At 59.8% G+C, this 16,302-nt stretch carries 13 protein-coding genes; 8 read left to right on the forward strand and 5 right to left on the reverse strand.

Annotation, left to right across the window (positions count from 1 at the left end; translation table 11 throughout):
* Window positions 1-203 precede the first annotated feature (203 nt).
* The gene (locus tag BOSE62_RS08225; protein ID WP_236553927.1) at window positions 204-1,490 is read left to right on the forward strand and encodes an OmpP1/FadL family transporter; all 1,287 of its coding nucleotides are present in this window, start codon (window positions 204-206) and stop codon (window positions 1,488-1,490) included.
* A 37-nt stretch (window positions 1,491-1,527) separates the two neighbouring features.
* Here the strand turns inward: BOSE62_RS08225 and BOSE62_RS08230 are convergent, their stop codons facing one another.
* Window positions 1,528-2,712, reverse strand: a complete 1,185-nt coding sequence (locus BOSE62_RS08230; RefSeq protein ID WP_159644092.1) for a potassium/proton antiporter — start codon at window positions 2,710-2,712, stop codon at window positions 1,528-1,530.
* A gap of 74 nt (window positions 2,713-2,786) precedes the next feature.
* Between BOSE62_RS08230 and BOSE62_RS08235 the strand changes: the two genes are divergently transcribed.
* On the forward strand, window positions 2,787-4,130 hold the full coding sequence (locus BOSE62_RS08235; RefSeq protein ID WP_236553930.1) for a mechanosensitive ion channel family protein: 1,344 nt from the start codon (window positions 2,787-2,789) through the stop codon (window positions 4,128-4,130).
* Between the two features lie 30 nt (window positions 4,131-4,160).
* Here BOSE62_RS08235 and BOSE62_RS08240 read toward each other — a convergent pair whose 3' ends face one another.
* Window positions 4,161-5,615, reverse strand: coding sequence for a UdgX family uracil-DNA binding protein (locus tag BOSE62_RS08240; protein WP_236554164.1), 1,455 nt, complete (start codon window positions 5,613-5,615; stop codon window positions 4,161-4,163).
* A 14-nt stretch (window positions 5,616-5,629) separates the two neighbouring features.
* Window positions 5,630-6,871, reverse strand: coding sequence for a putative DNA modification/repair radical SAM protein (locus BOSE62_RS08245; protein ID WP_159644094.1), 1,242 nt, complete (start codon window positions 6,869-6,871; stop codon window positions 5,630-5,632).
* Between the two features lie 174 nt (window positions 6,872-7,045).
* Between BOSE62_RS08245 and BOSE62_RS08250 the strand changes: the two genes are divergently transcribed.
* Together BOSE62_RS08250 and BOSE62_RS08255 are read left to right on the forward strand one after the other, a co-directional pair.
* Window positions 7,046-8,272: a DUF3419 family protein gene (locus BOSE62_RS08250; RefSeq protein WP_159644098.1), complete on the forward strand. Its 1,227-nt coding sequence runs from the start codon at window positions 7,046-7,048 to the stop codon at window positions 8,270-8,272.
* Window positions 8,273-8,277: 5 nt separating this feature from the next.
* A complete protein-coding gene (locus BOSE62_RS08255; protein WP_159644101.1) occupies window positions 8,278-8,952 on the forward strand; it encodes a class I SAM-dependent methyltransferase in 675 nt (224 codons plus the stop codon).
* A 31-nt stretch (window positions 8,953-8,983) separates the two neighbouring features.
* Here the strand turns inward: BOSE62_RS08255 and BOSE62_RS08260 are convergent, their stop codons facing one another.
* Window positions 8,984-10,384: a M20/M25/M40 family metallo-hydrolase gene (locus BOSE62_RS08260; RefSeq protein ID WP_159644107.1), complete on the reverse strand. Its 1,401-nt coding sequence runs from the start codon at window positions 10,382-10,384 to the stop codon at window positions 8,984-8,986.
* A gap of 235 nt (window positions 10,385-10,619) precedes the next feature.
* Between BOSE62_RS08260 and BOSE62_RS08265 the strand changes: the two genes are divergently transcribed.
* From BOSE62_RS08265 to BOSE62_RS08275, 3 genes are all read left to right on the forward strand, one after another.
* Window positions 10,620-12,365 (forward strand): vWA domain-containing protein, encoded by a 1,746-nt coding sequence (locus tag BOSE62_RS08265; protein WP_236553932.1) that lies wholly within the window; start codon window positions 10,620-10,622, stop codon window positions 12,363-12,365.
* A gap of 205 nt (window positions 12,366-12,570) precedes the next feature.
* Window positions 12,571-13,332 carry an OmpA family protein gene (locus BOSE62_RS08270; RefSeq protein WP_159644113.1) on the forward strand — a complete coding sequence of 254 codons (762 nt, stop codon included), beginning with the start codon at window positions 12,571-12,573 and terminating at the stop codon, window positions 13,330-13,332.
* A gap of 148 nt (window positions 13,333-13,480) precedes the next feature.
* The gene (locus BOSE62_RS08275; protein WP_159644117.1) at window positions 13,481-14,077 is read left to right on the forward strand and encodes a hypothetical protein; all 597 of its coding nucleotides are present in this window, start codon (window positions 13,481-13,483) and stop codon (window positions 14,075-14,077) included.
* Between the two features lie 17 nt (window positions 14,078-14,094).
* On the opposite strand, the gene BOSE62_RS08280 is transcribed toward BOSE62_RS08275, so the two are convergent.
* The gene (locus tag BOSE62_RS08280; RefSeq protein ID WP_159644119.1) at window positions 14,095-15,411 is read right to left on the reverse strand and encodes a hemolysin family protein; all 1,317 of its coding nucleotides are present in this window, start codon (window positions 15,409-15,411) and stop codon (window positions 14,095-14,097) included.
* A 155-nt stretch (window positions 15,412-15,566) separates the two neighbouring features.
* Between BOSE62_RS08280 and BOSE62_RS08285 the strand changes: the two genes are divergently transcribed.
* Window positions 15,567-16,247: an OmpA family protein gene (locus BOSE62_RS08285; protein ID WP_159644122.1), complete on the forward strand. Its 681-nt coding sequence runs from the start codon at window positions 15,567-15,569 to the stop codon at window positions 16,245-16,247.
* Window positions 16,248-16,302 lie beyond the last annotated feature (55 nt).

Raw genomic sequence — 16,302 nt, forward strand, 5'->3', positions numbered from 1 at the left:
GGAAACCAACCGGCCGTCGCGTATGACCTTTGAAACGGTTGCCCGCACCGACCCATTGGAAACAAGCCCCCACCACGCCAAGCTCAGCTACGCCGCCCGCAATCTTTCCTGCCTTGCTGGGCGCCAGTGGGGATCGCTAGGGACGCGCTCCGGCGAACACCCTCTCCCGTTGCGCCGGCGCACCAACAGAAAGTCGTATCGTCATGTCCCGCTTCCTTACCCCTGCCGCCAATCGCCCGATCCGTTCGTTGGCCAGCCTCCTGCTCGCTGGCGCGGCGCTTTGCATGCCGGGTACGGCCCAGGCGACGGACGGCTATTTTCTCAACGGTGTCGGCGCCAAGTCCAAAGGCGCTGGCGGCGTGGCGATTGCGATGCCGCAAGACGCGTTCGCCATTGCCACCAACCCGGCTTCGGCGACCGCCATCGAGCACCGGCTGGATGTCGGTTTCGAAGTCTTCATCCCCGACCGCGGCTCCGAGATTATCGGCAACCAGGCGGGGCTCGACGGGGTCTATTCTGGCAATGATGCCAATCCCTTCATCCTGCCCGAATTCGCCTATGTCCGGCCGCTGTCGGACACGGTTTCGGTCGGCATTGCGGTCAACGGCAACGGCGGCATGAACACCGCTTACGAGACCAATCCCTTCGCCAGTTTCGGAGCCACCGGTCCGGCGGGCGTGAACCTGCGCCAGATTTCGATTGCGCCGACCATTGCGGTGGAGATTGCCGAGGGACAGAGCCTTGGCCTGTCGCCGCATTTCGTGGTGCAGAGCTTTGAGGTCGAGGGCATCCAGCCGTTCGCGGCCAATTCGCAGGATCCGGCGAATTTCACCAACCGTGGCGAGGACTGGGCTTTTGGCGCGGGTTTCCGCGTCGGCTATCTCGGCAGCTTTGGTGACGACTTCCGCGTCGGCGCTTTCTACCAGTCGAAAGTCTGGACCAGCAAGTTTGACCGCTATGCCGGACTGTTCGCCGAACAGGGCGGTTTCGACATGCCCGCCTCCTGGGGCGTGGGCGTTTCGGTCGACGCAACGCCACGTCTGACCCTGGGGGCGGATTTCAAGCATATCGAATATTCGGACGTCAATTCGGTCGGAAACCCGATCGCCTCCCTGCTTCAGGGCGTCCCCTTCGGTGCCGACGACGGCCCCGGCTTCGGCTGGGACGATATCGACGTCTGGAAATTCGGCGCTGTCTATCAGGCCAGCGACAAGCTGACCCTGCGCGCCGGTTACGGGCGCTCTGCCAACCCGGTCCCGCAGTCGGAGACCCTGCTCAATATATTGGCACCGGGCGTGGTCCGCGATCACTACACCGTCGGAGCGACGTACAAGATTTCGGAGACATTCGAGATCACCGGCTATGCGATGCGCGCGCCGCGCCAGACGGTGAGCGGCTCCGGATCGATCCCCGCCCCCTTTGGCGGCGGCGAGGCGAATATCCATCTGGCCGAGACCGCAATCGGATTCTCGCTTGGCTTTGGTTTCTAGACTGGTTCGACCATTACCAAGATAGCGATGACCGGCTTCAGACTCCGAGCCGGTCGGCGGCCCATTTGATCGTCGGCCCCTGGATGATGCTGGACAACAGCACCACGAAAAAGACGACGTTGAAGATCGCGAAGGCCCCCGGCACCCCGGCGACCATAGGGAATGTCGCAAGAACAATCGGCACCGCACCGCGCAATCCTGCCCAGGACACGAACAGCTTGGACCGCCAGTCGAACTGGCGGAAGGGCGCGAGGCAGATGAAGACGCTCAGCGGCCGCGCTACAAACATCAGGATGAAGGTTATCGAAAGCCCCGGTATGATGACCGGCGCGAGATTGGACGGCGTGACCAATAGGCCGAGGGTGAAGAACATCACCACCTGCGACAGCCAGGCCATGCCGTCCTGAAAGCCGGCGACGGTTGCCTTGGCGGCATAGGTCCGGTTGCCGGCGACAATACCGGCAAGATAGCTGGCGAGAAAGCCGTTGCCGGCGAGCACTTCGGCAAGACCGAAAGCGATCAGGGCGGCGGCGATCGAAATGACAAAGGCGAGGCCGCCTTGCTGATATCCGCCGCGCTTCAGCACTTCGGGCATGCCGAAGCCGATGGCGACGCCGACAATCGCGCCCATCACCATCTGGATGACGAAATCAGGCGCTAGCTGGAGCGGCGAAGCGGATGGGCTTTCGATCAGGAACAGCGCCGCGCCGACCAGAAAGATCGCCATCGGATCGTTGGAACCGGATTCCGTCTCGATCAGCGCCGGCACATCGCCGTGCAGATCGAGGCCGGAACTGCGCAGCACGGCAAAAACCGCCGCCGCATCGGTCGAGGCGATGACCGCGCCGAGCAGGGCGCCCTGCAACGGACCGAACCCCAATATGAAAATGGCCGAAAGCGCCACGATCCCCGCGCTGATCAGGACGCCGATGGTGGCCAGCAGCAAGGCCGGGGCCGCCATACGCCGGACGTCGCGCCAAGCGGTGCCCATGCCACCGGAAAAGAGGATGAACAGCAGGCAGGCAATGCCGATGCCCTGGGTCAGTTCGAAATTCTCGAAATAGAAACCGCCGGGACCGTCGACACCGGCCAGCATGCCGAGGCCGAGAAAACCGATCAGCGCTGGAAAACCGAAGCGGCTGGACAAGGTTCCCGCGAGCACGGTCGTGAACAATATCACGCCGAGGACAAGCAAGGTCAGTTCGGTGTCGAAGAAAGTCATGAATCTCCTGACCATCGGGGGGTTATGGATATCCGACAATAGCATTTCGCAAGGCAGGTCGAAAGGAGAAACGCTTGCATTTGCTTCCGTTGACACCGCTGGTGCCGGCGGCCATAATTCGCGCTTTCCATACCCCCCTGAAGACGGAGACAGCGCCCGCCACCCCCGGGCATGACACCATGCAGCAGTTCCAGAGCCACAGCCTTTCGGTCATAAACAGCATTCCCTTTCTGCCCAATCTTGCACCATGGGCGGAAACGCTTGTCGGCGTCGGAATATTGCTCGCGATTGCGTGGATTGCCAATTTCATCATTAAGCATATCGTGCTGCGCATCGTCACGCGCTGGATGCCCTATGAAGACCTCACGCCGCTACCGGTCGCGGCCCGGCTTGCCAATATCGTACCGGCGCTGATCATCTCCAATGGTATCGGTGCGGTTCCCCATCTGCCGGCGCCGGTTATCACCCTGGTCAGCAATGTGGTGTCCGCCTCGATCATCCTGTTCATCGCAATGGCACTGAGCAAGGCGCTTACCCTTGCCAACGACATATACGAGCATCGTCCGAGTTCGGCGACCCGGCCGATCAAGGGCTATATCCAGCTGCTCAAGATCATCCTCTACGTTGGCGCGGCGATTTTGATCATCGCAGCGCTGATGGACCAGTCACCGCTGCTGCTGCTGTCCGGCCTCGGCGCGATGGCGGCGGTGATATTGCTGGTGTTCAAGGACACATTGCTGTCGCTGGTTGCATCGGTGCAGCTCACATCCAACGATATGCTGCGCGTCGGCGACTGGATCGAGATGCCGGCGCTGAATGCCGACGGCGATGTCATCGATATCGCGCTGCATACCGTCAAGGTGCAGAACTGGGACAAGACGATCACCACCATCCCGACCCATCGCCTGATTTCGGAGAGTTTCAAGAACTGGCGCGGCATGTCCGAAGCTGGCGGACGGCGGATCAAGCGGTCGATCTTCATCGACCAGAACGGCATCCGCTTTCTTACGCCCGGGGAAAAGGACGGATTTCGCCGCTTCCAGCTGCTCGACGACTATCTTGGCCACAAGCAGACAGAGCTGAGTAAATGGAATGCGCCGATCGAGAAAGCCGGACGGGACGAGGTCAACGCCCGCCGGGTTACCAATATCGGCACGTTCCGCGCCTATGTCGTCGAATATCTGCGCGCCAACAGCCAAATTGCCGACGGAATGACATTGCTCGTGCGCCAGCTCGACCCGTCACCGCAGGGGCTTCCGATAGAGATTTACTGTTTCACCAGCACCACCGACTGGAACGCCTATGAGGATATCCAGTCGGACATTTTCGATCATTTGCTGGCCATCCTGCCGGAATTCGGACTGCGTCCGTTTCAGCAACCCAGCGGCCTCGATCTGCAGCGCGGTCTGGCGGCGTAACCGCGAGTATCGCGACAGGCCCGGCCTGATTCAGTTCGCAAATTCTTTCGCCACCTGCAGATCACGGACGAACTTGGCATATTCGACCTGTCGCCCCTGCTCATCGGGGATGCGCAGCAGATAGGAGGGGTGGACGGTGATCAGAACGGGCCGGCCGTCGGCACCGGTCAGGATTTCGCCACGATGGCGGGCGATTTTAACCGCCTTGCCAGTCAGGCTGCGGGCGGCGGTTGCCCCGAGCGCCACGACCAGCTTCGGATCGACCAGCCGTATCTCCTGTTCGACCCACCAGCGGTAATAATTGATCTCGCCAACATTGGGCGTTTCGTGGATGCGCCGTTTTCCGCGCCGGATAAATTTGAAGCGTTTGACGGCGTTGGTGAGGAATGTCTGCTGCCTGTCGATACGGGCCTGCTCCAGCGCGCGGTCGAGCAACTGGCCTGCCGGTCCGACAAACGGCCTTCCCTCCCGGTCCTCCTGATCACCGGGCTGCTCGCCGATGATCAACAGCTCGGCATGATCCGGGCCAATGCCGCAGATCAATCGTTCGGAGAATTTTTCTCTTGGCGCGTCCGGTTGCTGCTCCAGCAGCGCATAGAGCTGCTCCAGAGAGGTTGGCAGATTTGCAGCGCGATCATCCATCCTCGGGTCAAATAGCATATCGTCGGGCGCGCCCGCCACCATCGCCTTGACCCGCGTGCCCGCCTGCTCCAGCAACGCAGGAATCAGCTCTGCTTCCGGCAGGTTTTTCCAGTATTTCATCGGCATTTCGGACTTCATTGCGCTGATCTTGACCCGGGCGGGGTTGAAGATATTGGCGTAGTAGGTCCGCCATTCGGCCTCGATCACATCATCCTGCGGCACATCCTCCTTGCAGCCGCCGGGACCGACCGAAAGCTTGCGCCCGTCCCAGGCAATGCTGGCGCCGGGGGTGACGATCAGCCAGTCCATGCCGGTGAAACGGTTGCGGAAAAAGGGCGCGACCGCTGCGGTGATATGATGGTCCGGCTCGAACCACGCGACAAATTGCTCGCGACCCTCTGACGCGCCGATTTTGCGGAAGCGGACGAAGGCATGCATCTTGTGGATGTCACGCCGGATCGCTTTGGCGTAGCGGTTCAGCTTCAGCACATCGGCGTCGGCGGGATTGCGGTGCAGAGCGGGAACCGATTGCGCGCGCCAAAGGATGCGATAGGCGAGTTCGAAACGGTCCTCGTTGCTGTGCAGCAGCGCTGTGTTGATCAGCGAGAGCAAAGTCTTCGATATGCGGACGGGGCACGCGATCCGGTCGCTGCTTTGCTCCGGCAAGGCGGCTGGTGGCAACAAATCCAGTTCGCCGCTATTGCCCCGCCCTTCGACTGTCCAGGTCACCTGATCCGGCGCGACACCCGCCTGCAACAGCCGTCGCGCATGGTCGCGCCAACCATCGCGGTCGACTTCGCTGGCAAGCGTGATCCGGTACACGCTTCGAATATCGGCTGGCATTATGTTCACAAGCGTCAGGCTCCAAACAGGCTGAGCTGTTCGGGTGGCGGTTTCAGCCGGTCGTAGAGGTTCAGGGAATCCAGTTGCTTGCCCGGATGCCAGTCGACCGTGGTGATGAACGGCAATATCTTCTTCACCGACTGGCAGATGCGTTCGAGATCGGCGAGACGCAAGGCGGTGAACCGCCGGGCCTGCAAAATCTTGCCGACGCCCTTGCCGCCCAGACCTGGGATGCGCAGCAGAACTTCCTTGTCGGCCAGATTGATATTGACCGGAAAGCGGGCGCGGTTCTGCAGCGCCCAGGCGAGCTTCGGATCGATGCTCAGGTCGAGCTGCCCCGCTCTGCCGCCCTGCATGATTTCCGGTACCGAGAAGCCATAGAAGCGCAACAGCCAGTCCGCCTGATACAGGCGGTGCTCGCGGAGCAAGGGCGGCGCCTGAGCCGGCAGATTGCTGCTGGCGTCGGGGATCGGGCTGAAGGCGGAATAATAGACCCGCTTCAGGCCATAGTTGCCGTAAAGCCCATTGCTCGTCGTCAAAATCTTGGCGTCGTCGGACGCGTCGGCACCGATAATCATCTGGGTACTATGCCCGCCGGGTGCGAATAGCGGCGCCTTGCGGGAAGCCTTTCGCTCAGCTTTCGCCTCGCGCACCTTTTTGCCGAGATTGTCCATCGACCGGCGGATCAGCTTGCCGTCCTTTTCCGGCGCCAGCCGCGCGATCGATTCATCGTCGGGCAGTTCGATATTGATCGACAGCCGGTCGGCATATTGCCCCGCCTGTTTCAGAAGTTCGGGATCAGCCTCCGGAATGGTTTTCAAATGGATATAGCCGCCGAATTTATGCACGATCCGCAGACCCCGCGCGACTTCAACCAGTTGCTCCATCGTATAGTCCGGACTGCGGATGATCCCGGAAGAGAGGAACAGGCCCTCGATATAATTGCGCTTGTAGAAATCCAGCGTCAGGTCGACGATTTCCTGCACCGTGAAGGCCGCGCGGCGCACGTTGCTCGACGAGCGGTTGATGCAATAGAGGCAGTCGAACATGCAATAGTTGGTCATCAGGATTTTCAGCAGCGAGATACAGCGCCCGTCCGGCGCATAGCTGTGGCAGATGCCCATGCCGCCGGTCGATCCGATGCCGCCGGATTTCGCCGAATTGCGCTTGACCGAGCCGCTCGAGGCGCAGGATGCATCATATTTTGCAGCATCCGCAAGAATCGCCAGTTTATCGGATCGGGAAATTTTTGACATGGCCCGCCCTAATCCATGTTCCCGTTTTGTTCAATAACATGGATTAGTATTTATACCGAAAGTTGGGCGTCACCACGTCCGCTCCACCGTCGCAAACCTGTCACATGCCGGTCACGCCCGCGTCACCCCGCCAGCCTAATTCTCACCCATGATACAGACCATCGGAGAAGCGCCATGAGCGTACAAGCGGGTTCCGTCAAACAGTCGACCATATTGAACGATGCGATATTGCAGAACCGGGCGAGCAAGGCGGGGCTGCTCGAACGCGCCTTTTCGCTCGCCTTTCGCGGGCTGGTCTATCCGCAGATCTGGGAAGATCCGGTTGCCGACATGGAGGCGCTGGACATCCGGCCGGATCACCATATCGTCACCATTGCCAGCGGCGGCTGCAACGCCTTGTCCTATCTGCGCGCCAATCCCGCGAAGATCACCGCCGTCGATCTCAACGCCGCCCATATTGCGCTCAACCGGCTGAAATCGGTGGCGGCGCAGCGGCTGGACAGCCACGAGGATTTCTTCCGCTTTTTCGGTCAGGCCGATCACAAGCAGAATCTTGCTGTCTATCGCGACCGGCTGCGCCCCCATCTCGACGAAGCCAGCCGCAAATATTGGGAGGGCCGGGACCATTTCGGGCGGCGGCGGATCAACGGCTTTGCCAAAGGCTTCTATCGCAAGGGCCTGCTCGGCAATTTTATCGGGCTGGTGCATATACTGGGCCGGCTTGGCGGTGCGAAACCGTCGCTGATGATGGCGGCACGGACGCGCGAGGAGCAGATCGAATTGTTCGAACAGCATATCGGCCCCTTGTTTCACAAGAAGCTGATGCGCTTCCTTTGCTCCAACCCGATGGCGCTGTTCGGGCTCGGCATTCCACCTGCGCAATACCGGGCGCTGGCCGGTGACCGGCACATGGCCGATGTGCTGTGCGAGCGGACCCGCAAACTGGCCTGCGATTTTGCGCTGGCCGACAATTATTTCGCGCAGCAGGCCTTTGGCCGTGCCTATCAGAGCGCCGCTCCCGGATCGGTACCGCCCTATCTGGAAGAAGCGAGTTTTGACTGGCTTGGCGAACGCAGCCGGAAGCTGGAGATCAGGCATCAAAATTTCATCGAATTTCTGGCCAGCCAGGACGCCGGTTCGCTGGATCGCTATATATTGCTCGATGCGCAGGACTGGATGACCGACCAGCAGCTCAACCGGCTGTGGAGCGAAATCGACCGGACCGCAAAGCCCGGCGCCCGGGTGCTGTTTCGCACCGCGGCGGAAGAGACTTTGCTGCCCGGTCGGGTTGCCGACGAACTGCTTTCCGGCTGGTATTATGACGCACAGCTGTCGCAGGCGCTGACCCGCAAGGACCGCTCGGCCATTTATGGTGCGATGCATCTGTACCGGCTGAAATGAGCCTGATGGACGATATTTTGCGCAAGCGGGCCAGCGATCGCCACGCGAAGCTGATGGATCGCGTCTATCGCAGCCAAAGCGGTATCTACGATCTGACCCGCAAATATTATCTGCTCGGCCGGGACCAGTTAATCGAGGAGCTTGATCCGCCCCCCGGGGGCCGGGTGCTGGAGGTCGGCTGCGGCACCGCGCGCAATCTGGTTCGGGCGACGAAAGTCTGGCCGGACGCGGAGTTTTACGGCTTTGATATCAGTTCGGAAATGCTGAAGGTGGCGCGCAGGAATCTGAGGCAGAGCGGAATGGCCGGGCGGATAATCCTGTTTCAGGGAGACGCCGAAAATCCGGCGCTGGCTATGCCGTCCGATGTGCGCAGCTTTGACCGGATATTCCTGTCTTTCTGCCTGTCGATGATCCCCGACTGGCAGGGCGCGATCCGGCAAGCGCTGACCTTGCTCGAACCCAATGGCGAACTGCACATTGTCGATTTCGGTCAGAGCGAGGGCTTGCCGCCGCCTTTTCGCGCGCTCCTGCAGCAATGGCTGGCGCTGTTTCACGTCGATCCCCGGCGCCATCTGCGCCGTTTTCTCGACGAAATCGATCACGAACACGGCACGAAAAGCGAATTCATCCCGCAATATCGCGGCTATAGCTGGCGGTTCGTGATCCGGCGCGGGGCTTGAAAATGATCTGCCCGGACAAGGCCTGACGCGCCTATTCGGCCAGCTTTTTCAATATCCAGTACCAGTGATCGAGACCGTCGTAGAAAGACGCGACCGGCAGCCGCTCGTTCAGACCATGGGCATATATGTCGGATGCCTTCATGGCGGCACCCGAAACCGCCACCGTGTCATAACCAAGATTGCGGTAATGCATGCCATCGGTCCCACCCGATTCCATATAGGGCAATATGGTCAGTCCCGGATATCGCTTGTCGACACTGTAGCGAAGGGCTGCCTTCACCTCATCACGCAGCTTTGATTCCGGGCTTTCGGTGACATCGGTCATCAGCGTGAACATAATATTGTCATTGCCGATGATCTTTTTCAGCCTGGCCTCGGTTGCTGCAGCGCTGACACCTGGGAATATCCGGCAATTCACCGTGGCCGTAGCCGACTGTGGCAGGGCATTTTCGGCATGGCCCGCTTCCAACATGGTGGCGACGCAGGTTGTTCCCAGCGTACCGACCGTCTCCGGATTGGCTTGCAAGGTCGCGATCGCCGCAGCATCCGTCGGGTCCGCCGCGAAACGCAGCATCGCCCGCCCGGTCTCGCCGGGCGTGAGTTTGCCGGCAGTGGCGAAATATTGCCTGGTCAAATCGGTTGCCCGCACCGGAAATTTATAGGCTGCAATCTTCGTCAGGGCTTCCGCCAGTTCATATATCGCATTGTCCGCACGGGGACGGGACGAATGCCCCCCCGCATTGGTCGCAGTCAGATGAAAGGTAGCGAAGGTCTTTTCTGCCGACTGGACGCGAAAGGCGACCGGTGTGCCGTTCTCGGCCAGCGCGATCCCCCCGGCATCGCTGTTCAGGATGAAGGCCGGATCGATATTCTTGGCGACATATTCCGCCTGGTCCTCGGTCGAGACCATGCCCGATTCCTCGTCCCCCGAAAAAACCAGCACCAGATCGCGCGACGGCTGCCAGCCCTCTGCCTTGAGCCGCAGGAAAGTCGATGTCAGATTGGTGATGCCATATTTATTGTCCATCGTGGCACGACCGAAAAAATAGCCCTCCTCTTCGGTCAGCGTGAACGGCGGACGCACCCAATCCTTGGCGAGTGCATCGACAACATCCATGTGCCCGAGCAGGACAATCGGCTTGGCGGTGCTACCCGGCCTTGCGCGATAGGTAACCATCAGCCCCTGGGTTTTTTCGCCGTCACTGTCATAATCGGTGACGCGTATATCGCCGTCGTCGAAACCGGCCTTTTTGAAGCGGTCGACGAGATAGGACACCATCGCCGGCACCTGTTGCTGACCACGCGCCGTGCGGAAAGCGATAATATCGCGATAAATGTCGCGCGCCATCTGCTCGTGCGCCGTCAGCACCACATCGTCCTGCGCCAGCGCCGGTGGGACAGACAAAGCCCCCGCTACCAGTGCAAGCGCCATCCGGCCCGTCCATTTTCGCGCCCATCTCGCAAATCCATTTGCAGTCACAATCAGTCCCCCTCAGAAAATCACAACTTATCTGCTGACCCGGAAATGTAAACTATTCCGATAATTTCCGGCTGCACATACTGTTTTCCCAACATCATGATCGCTGTGACAGTATATCAAATGTTCATTTTCCAGTCAGACGCGGTGTGCCAGCTTTGCGAACGGGTCGGAGCGATGGAGGGAAGCTATGCGCCATTTCAATATACCAGCAAAAACCATGTCGATGCTCGCGGTTACCGGCCTTGCGCTGACGTCCGCCGCGCCATCGCTCGACGCGCGATCGATTGCGCGTCCGGCCGCGCCCGATCCGGTAAACTGTTCGATTTTCTCGCGCCCCCGCGCTGATCATATTACCGGCCGCCGCTCCGGTGTTGCGCTTGCCTCGCCATCGATGGTGCCAGCACCGCCGCCGCCTCGCCCGTCGCAAGTGGTCGTGACGGCCAGCAAATCCGCAGCCAGCGGCATGGCGGCGGCCGAACGGAGCATCGCACCCCACCCGCTCCCGCGCCCCTATCAGCAACCGCAGGATCGGGAACGCTATGACGGCAAGGATGTTGCCAGCATCAAGCGGGTCGCCGATGCACCGGTGTCGACCTTTGCCGTCGACGTCGATACCGGCAGCTATTCCAATGTCCGGCGCTTTCTCAACGACGGGCGGATGCCGCCCGAAGCAGCGGTGCGGACCGAGGAAATGATCAACTATTTTCGCTATGATTATCCCAGACCGCAAAACCGGGATACACCGTTCAGCGTGTCGACCGATATCTCGACTACTCCCTGGAACGATGCCAGCCGCTTGCTGAGAATTGGCCTGCGCGGCTATGATGTTGCCAGCGACGAACGGCCGCGCGCCAATCTCGTCTTTCTGGTCGATGTATCCGGTTCGATGAACAGCCGCGACAAGCTGCCGCTGGTCAAGTCGACGCTTACGGCGCTGGCCGGAGAATTGCGCAGCGATGACCGGGTTTCGATCGTGGTCTATTCCGGCACGGTCGGTCTGCTGCTCGCCCCCACTTCGAACAAGGACCATGTCAAGGAAGCGGTCGATTGCCTTTCGGCTCGCGGATCGACCGCGGGCGGCGATGCGCTCAAACTGGCTTATTCGACAGCGCGGGACAATTTCATCGATAGTGGCATCAACCGGATCATCATGGCCACCGACGGCGATTTCAACGTCGGCACGTCGGATACGGACGAGCTGAAAAAATATGTCGCCAAACAGCGTGAAAGCGGTGTGACTTTGACGATGCTAGGCTATGGTAGCGGCAATATCCGCGACGAGCTGATGGAGGGCATAGCCAATGTCGGCAATGGCAATTATGCCTATATCGACAGCGCGATGGAGGCCCGCAAGGTGCTGGGCTCCGAACTCAGCTCAACCCTCTTCACCATCGCCAAGGATGTGAAAATCCAGATTGAGTTCAATCCGGCCCATGTGAAAGAATATCGCCTGATCGGCTATGAAAACCGGCTGCTCGCGGAAGAGGATTTTGCCAATGACAAGATTGATGCCGGTGATATCGGCGCCGGTCATCAGGTCACGGCACTTTATGAAATAATGCCGGCCGACGCATCCGGATGGCTTCCTGAACGGCGTTATCCTGCCAACCGCGTGACCGACGGCCGGTCCGGCCCTGGCGGCGAAATGGCGCACGTAAAACTCCGCTATAAATTGCCCGACGAGGACAGGTCCCGGCTGATCTCGCGGCCGATCGCGGCGGGAGATATGCGGTCTGCTAGCGAGCCCCGTGGTGATATGGCCTTCGCGGTCGCTGTCGCTGTCGCCGCCTTCGGCCAGAAGCTGCGCGGTGACAAATATCTCGGAAGCTATGATTTCCGGAATATCGGATTGCTCAGCGGCAAGGGTGGAGATTACTGGCGTCAGGAATTCCGCAAGCTCAACGATCTGGCGGATAGCAATAGCAGCAGTTGAAGGTGGCGCACAACGGCAGACGGACAAATATATTTAAGAAAATTAACCCAATTTGATAAGCTTTTGTCTCAAATGGGCACAGTTTCACTGGAATGGCCGCCGGTTGGCGGGGCAAGCCAACTGGACTCACGCTACAATATCCGCCATTTTGTCCAATGATTTTAGGAAAGTGACACTTGGGGCGGAAAAGGGACTGAGATTATCTATGGAAATCCGGGGCAAGATATTGACAGGTGCAGCGGCGACCGTGGTTTTGGGTCTGGTCGGTCATGCAATAGCGGGTGAGAATTTCATCAACGGTCTGGAACAGCAGGCGCAAACAGAACTCGCGGCGCGCGGACTGGATGGCGCGCATGTCAGCCTCGGCCACGACCCCTTGTCCCGCGCGGCTGTACTGGATGGCGAAGTGGGGGACGAGGCGAAACAGGAAGCTATGGGTGTGGTCATGACAATCCCCGGCATCTCCAGTGCCAGCTGGAAAGACCAGCATGTGATTGTCGCTGCCGAGGGTGAAGCCACTGAAAAAGCCGCGCCCACCGCTGCCGTGCAGACCCAGGCTGCCAATTGCCAAAGCAGGGTCGACAAGATTATCGCCGCCAACAATATCAGCTTCCGTTCCGGCAGCGCCTATGTGTCGCTGGAAACGCAGAAAATCCTCGACCAGATCGCAACGGCCCTGCAGGATTGCGACGGACTGGCGATTGCGGTCGAAGGCCATACCGACGACAATGGCAATAGCGCCGTCAATCGCAATATGTCGCAGGAGCGGGCCGACCGCATAAAGGCCGGACTGATCGAGCGCGGCGTGAAGGCAAGTCTGATCAGCGCGAAAGGCTACGGTTCTACCCGGCCTCGCGCGACGGGTTCGGACGCGGCCGCCGACGCACAGAACCGCCGGATCGAGTTCCGGATCAGCGCCGCCAACGGCCCGCAAAAAGATGATGCCAAATCGCAACAGGAGAGCTGAACGATGCCACTTTTACTTGAAAATCTGTTGCTCCTGCTGATTACTTTTGCAATTGGCCTCGCCATCGGCTGGTTTGTCTGGGGCCGGAGCACAGAAGAATATTAGCCAAAACCGGCTAGAGTTAATGGTCAAAACGGGGTTTTGAGAAATGATTACGCTGATCACCGCCAATTGGCTGTTATATCTGATCGCACTGCTAATCGGTGTGGTCACCGCATTCTGGATCTGGGCTGCGACCGGTCGCGAGGCATCCGCCCTCGACAGCTTCAACGCCGATGACGGGCTGCTGGAGAAAGCCGGCGAACCGGTGCCGCCGACCGACCCCAAACCGGTCACCGCTCCCGCCACGGCACCGAAAGCGGTTGCCCCGCCACCGCCGCCACCAACACCCAAGCCGGTCGTCGCCCCCGCGGCCCCTGCCGCAAAACCCAAGGCAGAGGCCAAAGCCGCGCCCGTGGCCGCAGAACCGGTGGAAGGTACACCGAAAATTCCGGCAGCGGTCGGAGAACCCGACAATCTGCGTCTGATCAAGGGCGTTGGGCCCAAGCTGAACAGCTTGCTGATCAGCCTCGGCGTGACCCGTTTTGACCAGATTGCCGCCTGGAAAGAAGCTGAAATCAGCGAAGTGGATCAATATCTGGGTGCATTCAGCGGACGGATTACCCGGGACGCATGGATCGACCAGGCGAAATTCCTCGCCAAGGATGACATTGCCGGGTTCGAGAAAAAATACGGCAAGCTCTGAGCAACACCGGTTTCCCGTCAGTCGACCTCGGGATTGCTCGGCCGGACGATCAGCTTGTCGATTTTCCGGCCGTCCATGTCGACAATCTCGAACACCCAGTCCTGGTCTTCAAAACTTTCGCCCTCTTCGGGAAGATGGCGCAATTGCGCCAGCGCGTGGCCGGCCACCGTGGCATAGTCACGGTCCTCTGAGAGCCGGATTCCCAGCCGTTCGGCCAGCGCGTCAATCGCCATCGCGCCGGAGACAAGATAGCTGCCGTCGGCCCGCTCGATCAGGCTGCGCTGAGTCTTCTCATCCTGGTCGGAGACAAATTCGCCGGCGATCGAGCTGAGCAGGTCATTGGGCGTGACGATCCCTTCGAAATGGCCATATTCGTCATGCACCAGGATCATCGGAACTTCCGTCTCACGCAATATTTCCAGCACATCAAGCGCGTCGAGCTGGTCCGGCACCTTTTCCAGTGGGCGCATCAGCTTGCGCAAATCCAGCTTCTCGCCACCGAGTTGCGCGGCAACGATATCGCGGGCCTGGACCACCCCGCGGATTTCATCGACCGAATGTTCGGCGACGGGGAAACGGCTGTGCTGGGATTCCATCAGCAGCTTGTGAATATCCCCGCGCTTCGCATCGATGTCGAGCCAGTCAATCTCGGTACGGGGGGTCATTACCTCGCGAATGGGGCGATCGGCGAGACGCACGACCCCGGCCATCACGGCGCGTTCATGCTCCTCGATAACGCCGGACCGCGTCGCATCGGCAAAGACCATCTGCAATTCTTCCGCAGTGACGTGATTGACCTGCTCGCGCTTGATCCGCATCAGGCGGAAAATCATGGCGCTGCTGTTATCGAGCAGCCAGACCAGCGGCGCGGAAATGCGAGCCAGCAATTCCATCGGCTGGGCCATGATCAGGGCGATACGTTCTGCGGATCGCAAAGCAATCTGCTTCGGTACCAGCTCCCCGATCACCAGCGAGGCGTAGGTGGTCAGGCCGATCACCAGAACAAAGCCGACGGTGCCCGCCAGCTCCTGCCCCATGCCCAGCAGCTGCAGCCGCTCCGCTACCGGGCCACCAAGGCTGGCTCCGGAATAGGCGCCGGCAATAATGCCGATCAGCGTGATCCCAATTTGCACGGTGGAGAGAAACTTCCCCGGATCGCTGGCAAGACGCAGAGCCGCCTTGGCGCGCTTGCTGCCGCGGTCCGCAAGACCATGCAATTGCGCCTTGCGGGCAGAGACAATTGCCAGTTCCGACATGGCAAATATGCCATTGATCAGTACCAGCAATATTATGATCGTTACATCAAACCAGGGAAAGGGTGTCATATTGTCCATTGATAGGGCGAAATGCCATAAGCCCTTTAGCAGCAAGTTTTACACAATCTCAAGTTTGCTGTCAGTCACCGTTCATTTATCGCGCGCTAAACGGAACCATCTCTTCGGCGGGGCGTTATGCCGGAGAGACAAGAGGAGCCACAAGGGAAGATAATATGCGGATGCACAAATCAATAATTTCAGCAGTTTCACTCGGTGCTCTGGCATTGACCAGCGGCTGCGTGACCAATCCGGAAACCGGAAACCGGACGATTTCCAAAACAGCTATCGGTGGTATCGGCGGCGTCGTCGGCGGCTATCTGCTCGGCGATATATTGGGCGGCAGAAATGACCGCACGGCCAAGATCGTCGGCGCCGGCCTTGGCGGTCTCGCCGGCGCAGGCATCGGCTATTATATGGACGAGCAGGAAAAGAAGCTGCGCCAGCAGACCGCGGGAACCGGCGTGGATGTTACCCGCGAGGGCGACAATCTGATCCTCAACATGCCGTCCAGCGTTACCTTCCCCGTAGACAGCAGCGCCATCAGCCCGGCATTCCAGACAACGCTGGGCAATGTGGCCAACACGCTGGCGCAATATGAAAAAAGCTATGTCGACGTGCTTGGTCACACCGACAGCACCGGCAGCGACGCCTATAACCAGGCCTTATCCGAGCGGCGTGCCGATGCGGTTGCAAATTTCCTTGCCAACAGCGGCGTCCAGCGCGCACGGCTCGCAACCCGAGGCTATGGCGAAAGCCAGCCGGTTGCCAGCAACAGCACCGAAGAGGGCCGCGCGGCCAACCGCCGGGTCGAAATAAAGATCGTGCCGATCGAGCAGGACGACCTGAACAACTAAATTAGCGCTTGCGCCAACCCCATGATCACGGGCATCCCCTGCAAAAATTTGCAGA

It is taken from the genome of Sphingorhabdus sp. 109, assembly GCF_902506555.1.
In the GTDB taxonomy this organism is placed as follows: Bacteria; Pseudomonadota; Alphaproteobacteria; order Sphingomonadales; family Sphingomonadaceae; genus Parasphingorhabdus.

What these genes read in the sequence shown, in the direction of transcription:
- BOSE62_RS08275 (WP_159644117.1), top strand. Translation starts at nt 13,481, where the DNA reads ATGATTACGCTGATCACCGCCAATTGGCTGTTATATCTGATCGCACTG.
- BOSE62_RS08240 (WP_236554164.1), bottom strand. Translation starts at nt 5,615, where the DNA reads ATGCCAGCCGATATTCGAAGCGTGTACCGGATCACGCTTGCCAGCGAA.
- BOSE62_RS08285 (WP_159644122.1), top strand. Translation starts at nt 15,567, where the DNA reads ATGCGGATGCACAAATCAATAATTTCAGCAGTTTCACTCGGTGCTCTG.
- BOSE62_RS08265 (WP_236553932.1), top strand. Translation starts at nt 10,620, where the DNA reads ATGCGCCATTTCAATATACCAGCAAAAACCATGTCGATGCTCGCGGTT.
- BOSE62_RS08250 (WP_159644098.1), top strand. Translation starts at nt 7,046, where the DNA reads ATGAGCGTACAAGCGGGTTCCGTCAAACAGTCGACCATATTGAACGAT.
- BOSE62_RS08280 (WP_159644119.1), bottom strand. Translation starts at nt 15,411, where the DNA reads ATGGACAATATGACACCCTTTCCCTGGTTTGATGTAACGATCATAATA.
- BOSE62_RS08245 (WP_159644094.1), bottom strand. Translation starts at nt 6,871, where the DNA reads ATGTCAAAAATTTCCCGATCCGATAAACTGGCGATTCTTGCGGATGCT.
- BOSE62_RS08230 (WP_159644092.1), bottom strand. Translation starts at nt 2,712, where the DNA reads ATGACTTTCTTCGACACCGAACTGACCTTGCTTGTCCTCGGCGTGATA.
- BOSE62_RS08225 (WP_236553927.1), top strand. Translation starts at nt 204, where the DNA reads ATGTCCCGCTTCCTTACCCCTGCCGCCAATCGCCCGATCCGTTCGTTG.
- BOSE62_RS08270 (WP_159644113.1), top strand. Translation starts at nt 12,571, where the DNA reads ATGGAAATCCGGGGCAAGATATTGACAGGTGCAGCGGCGACCGTGGTT.
- BOSE62_RS08260 (WP_159644107.1), bottom strand. Translation starts at nt 10,384, where the DNA reads ATGGCGCTTGCACTGGTAGCGGGGGCTTTGTCTGTCCCACCGGCGCTG.
- BOSE62_RS08255 (WP_159644101.1), top strand. Translation starts at nt 8,278, where the DNA reads ATGGACGATATTTTGCGCAAGCGGGCCAGCGATCGCCACGCGAAGCTG.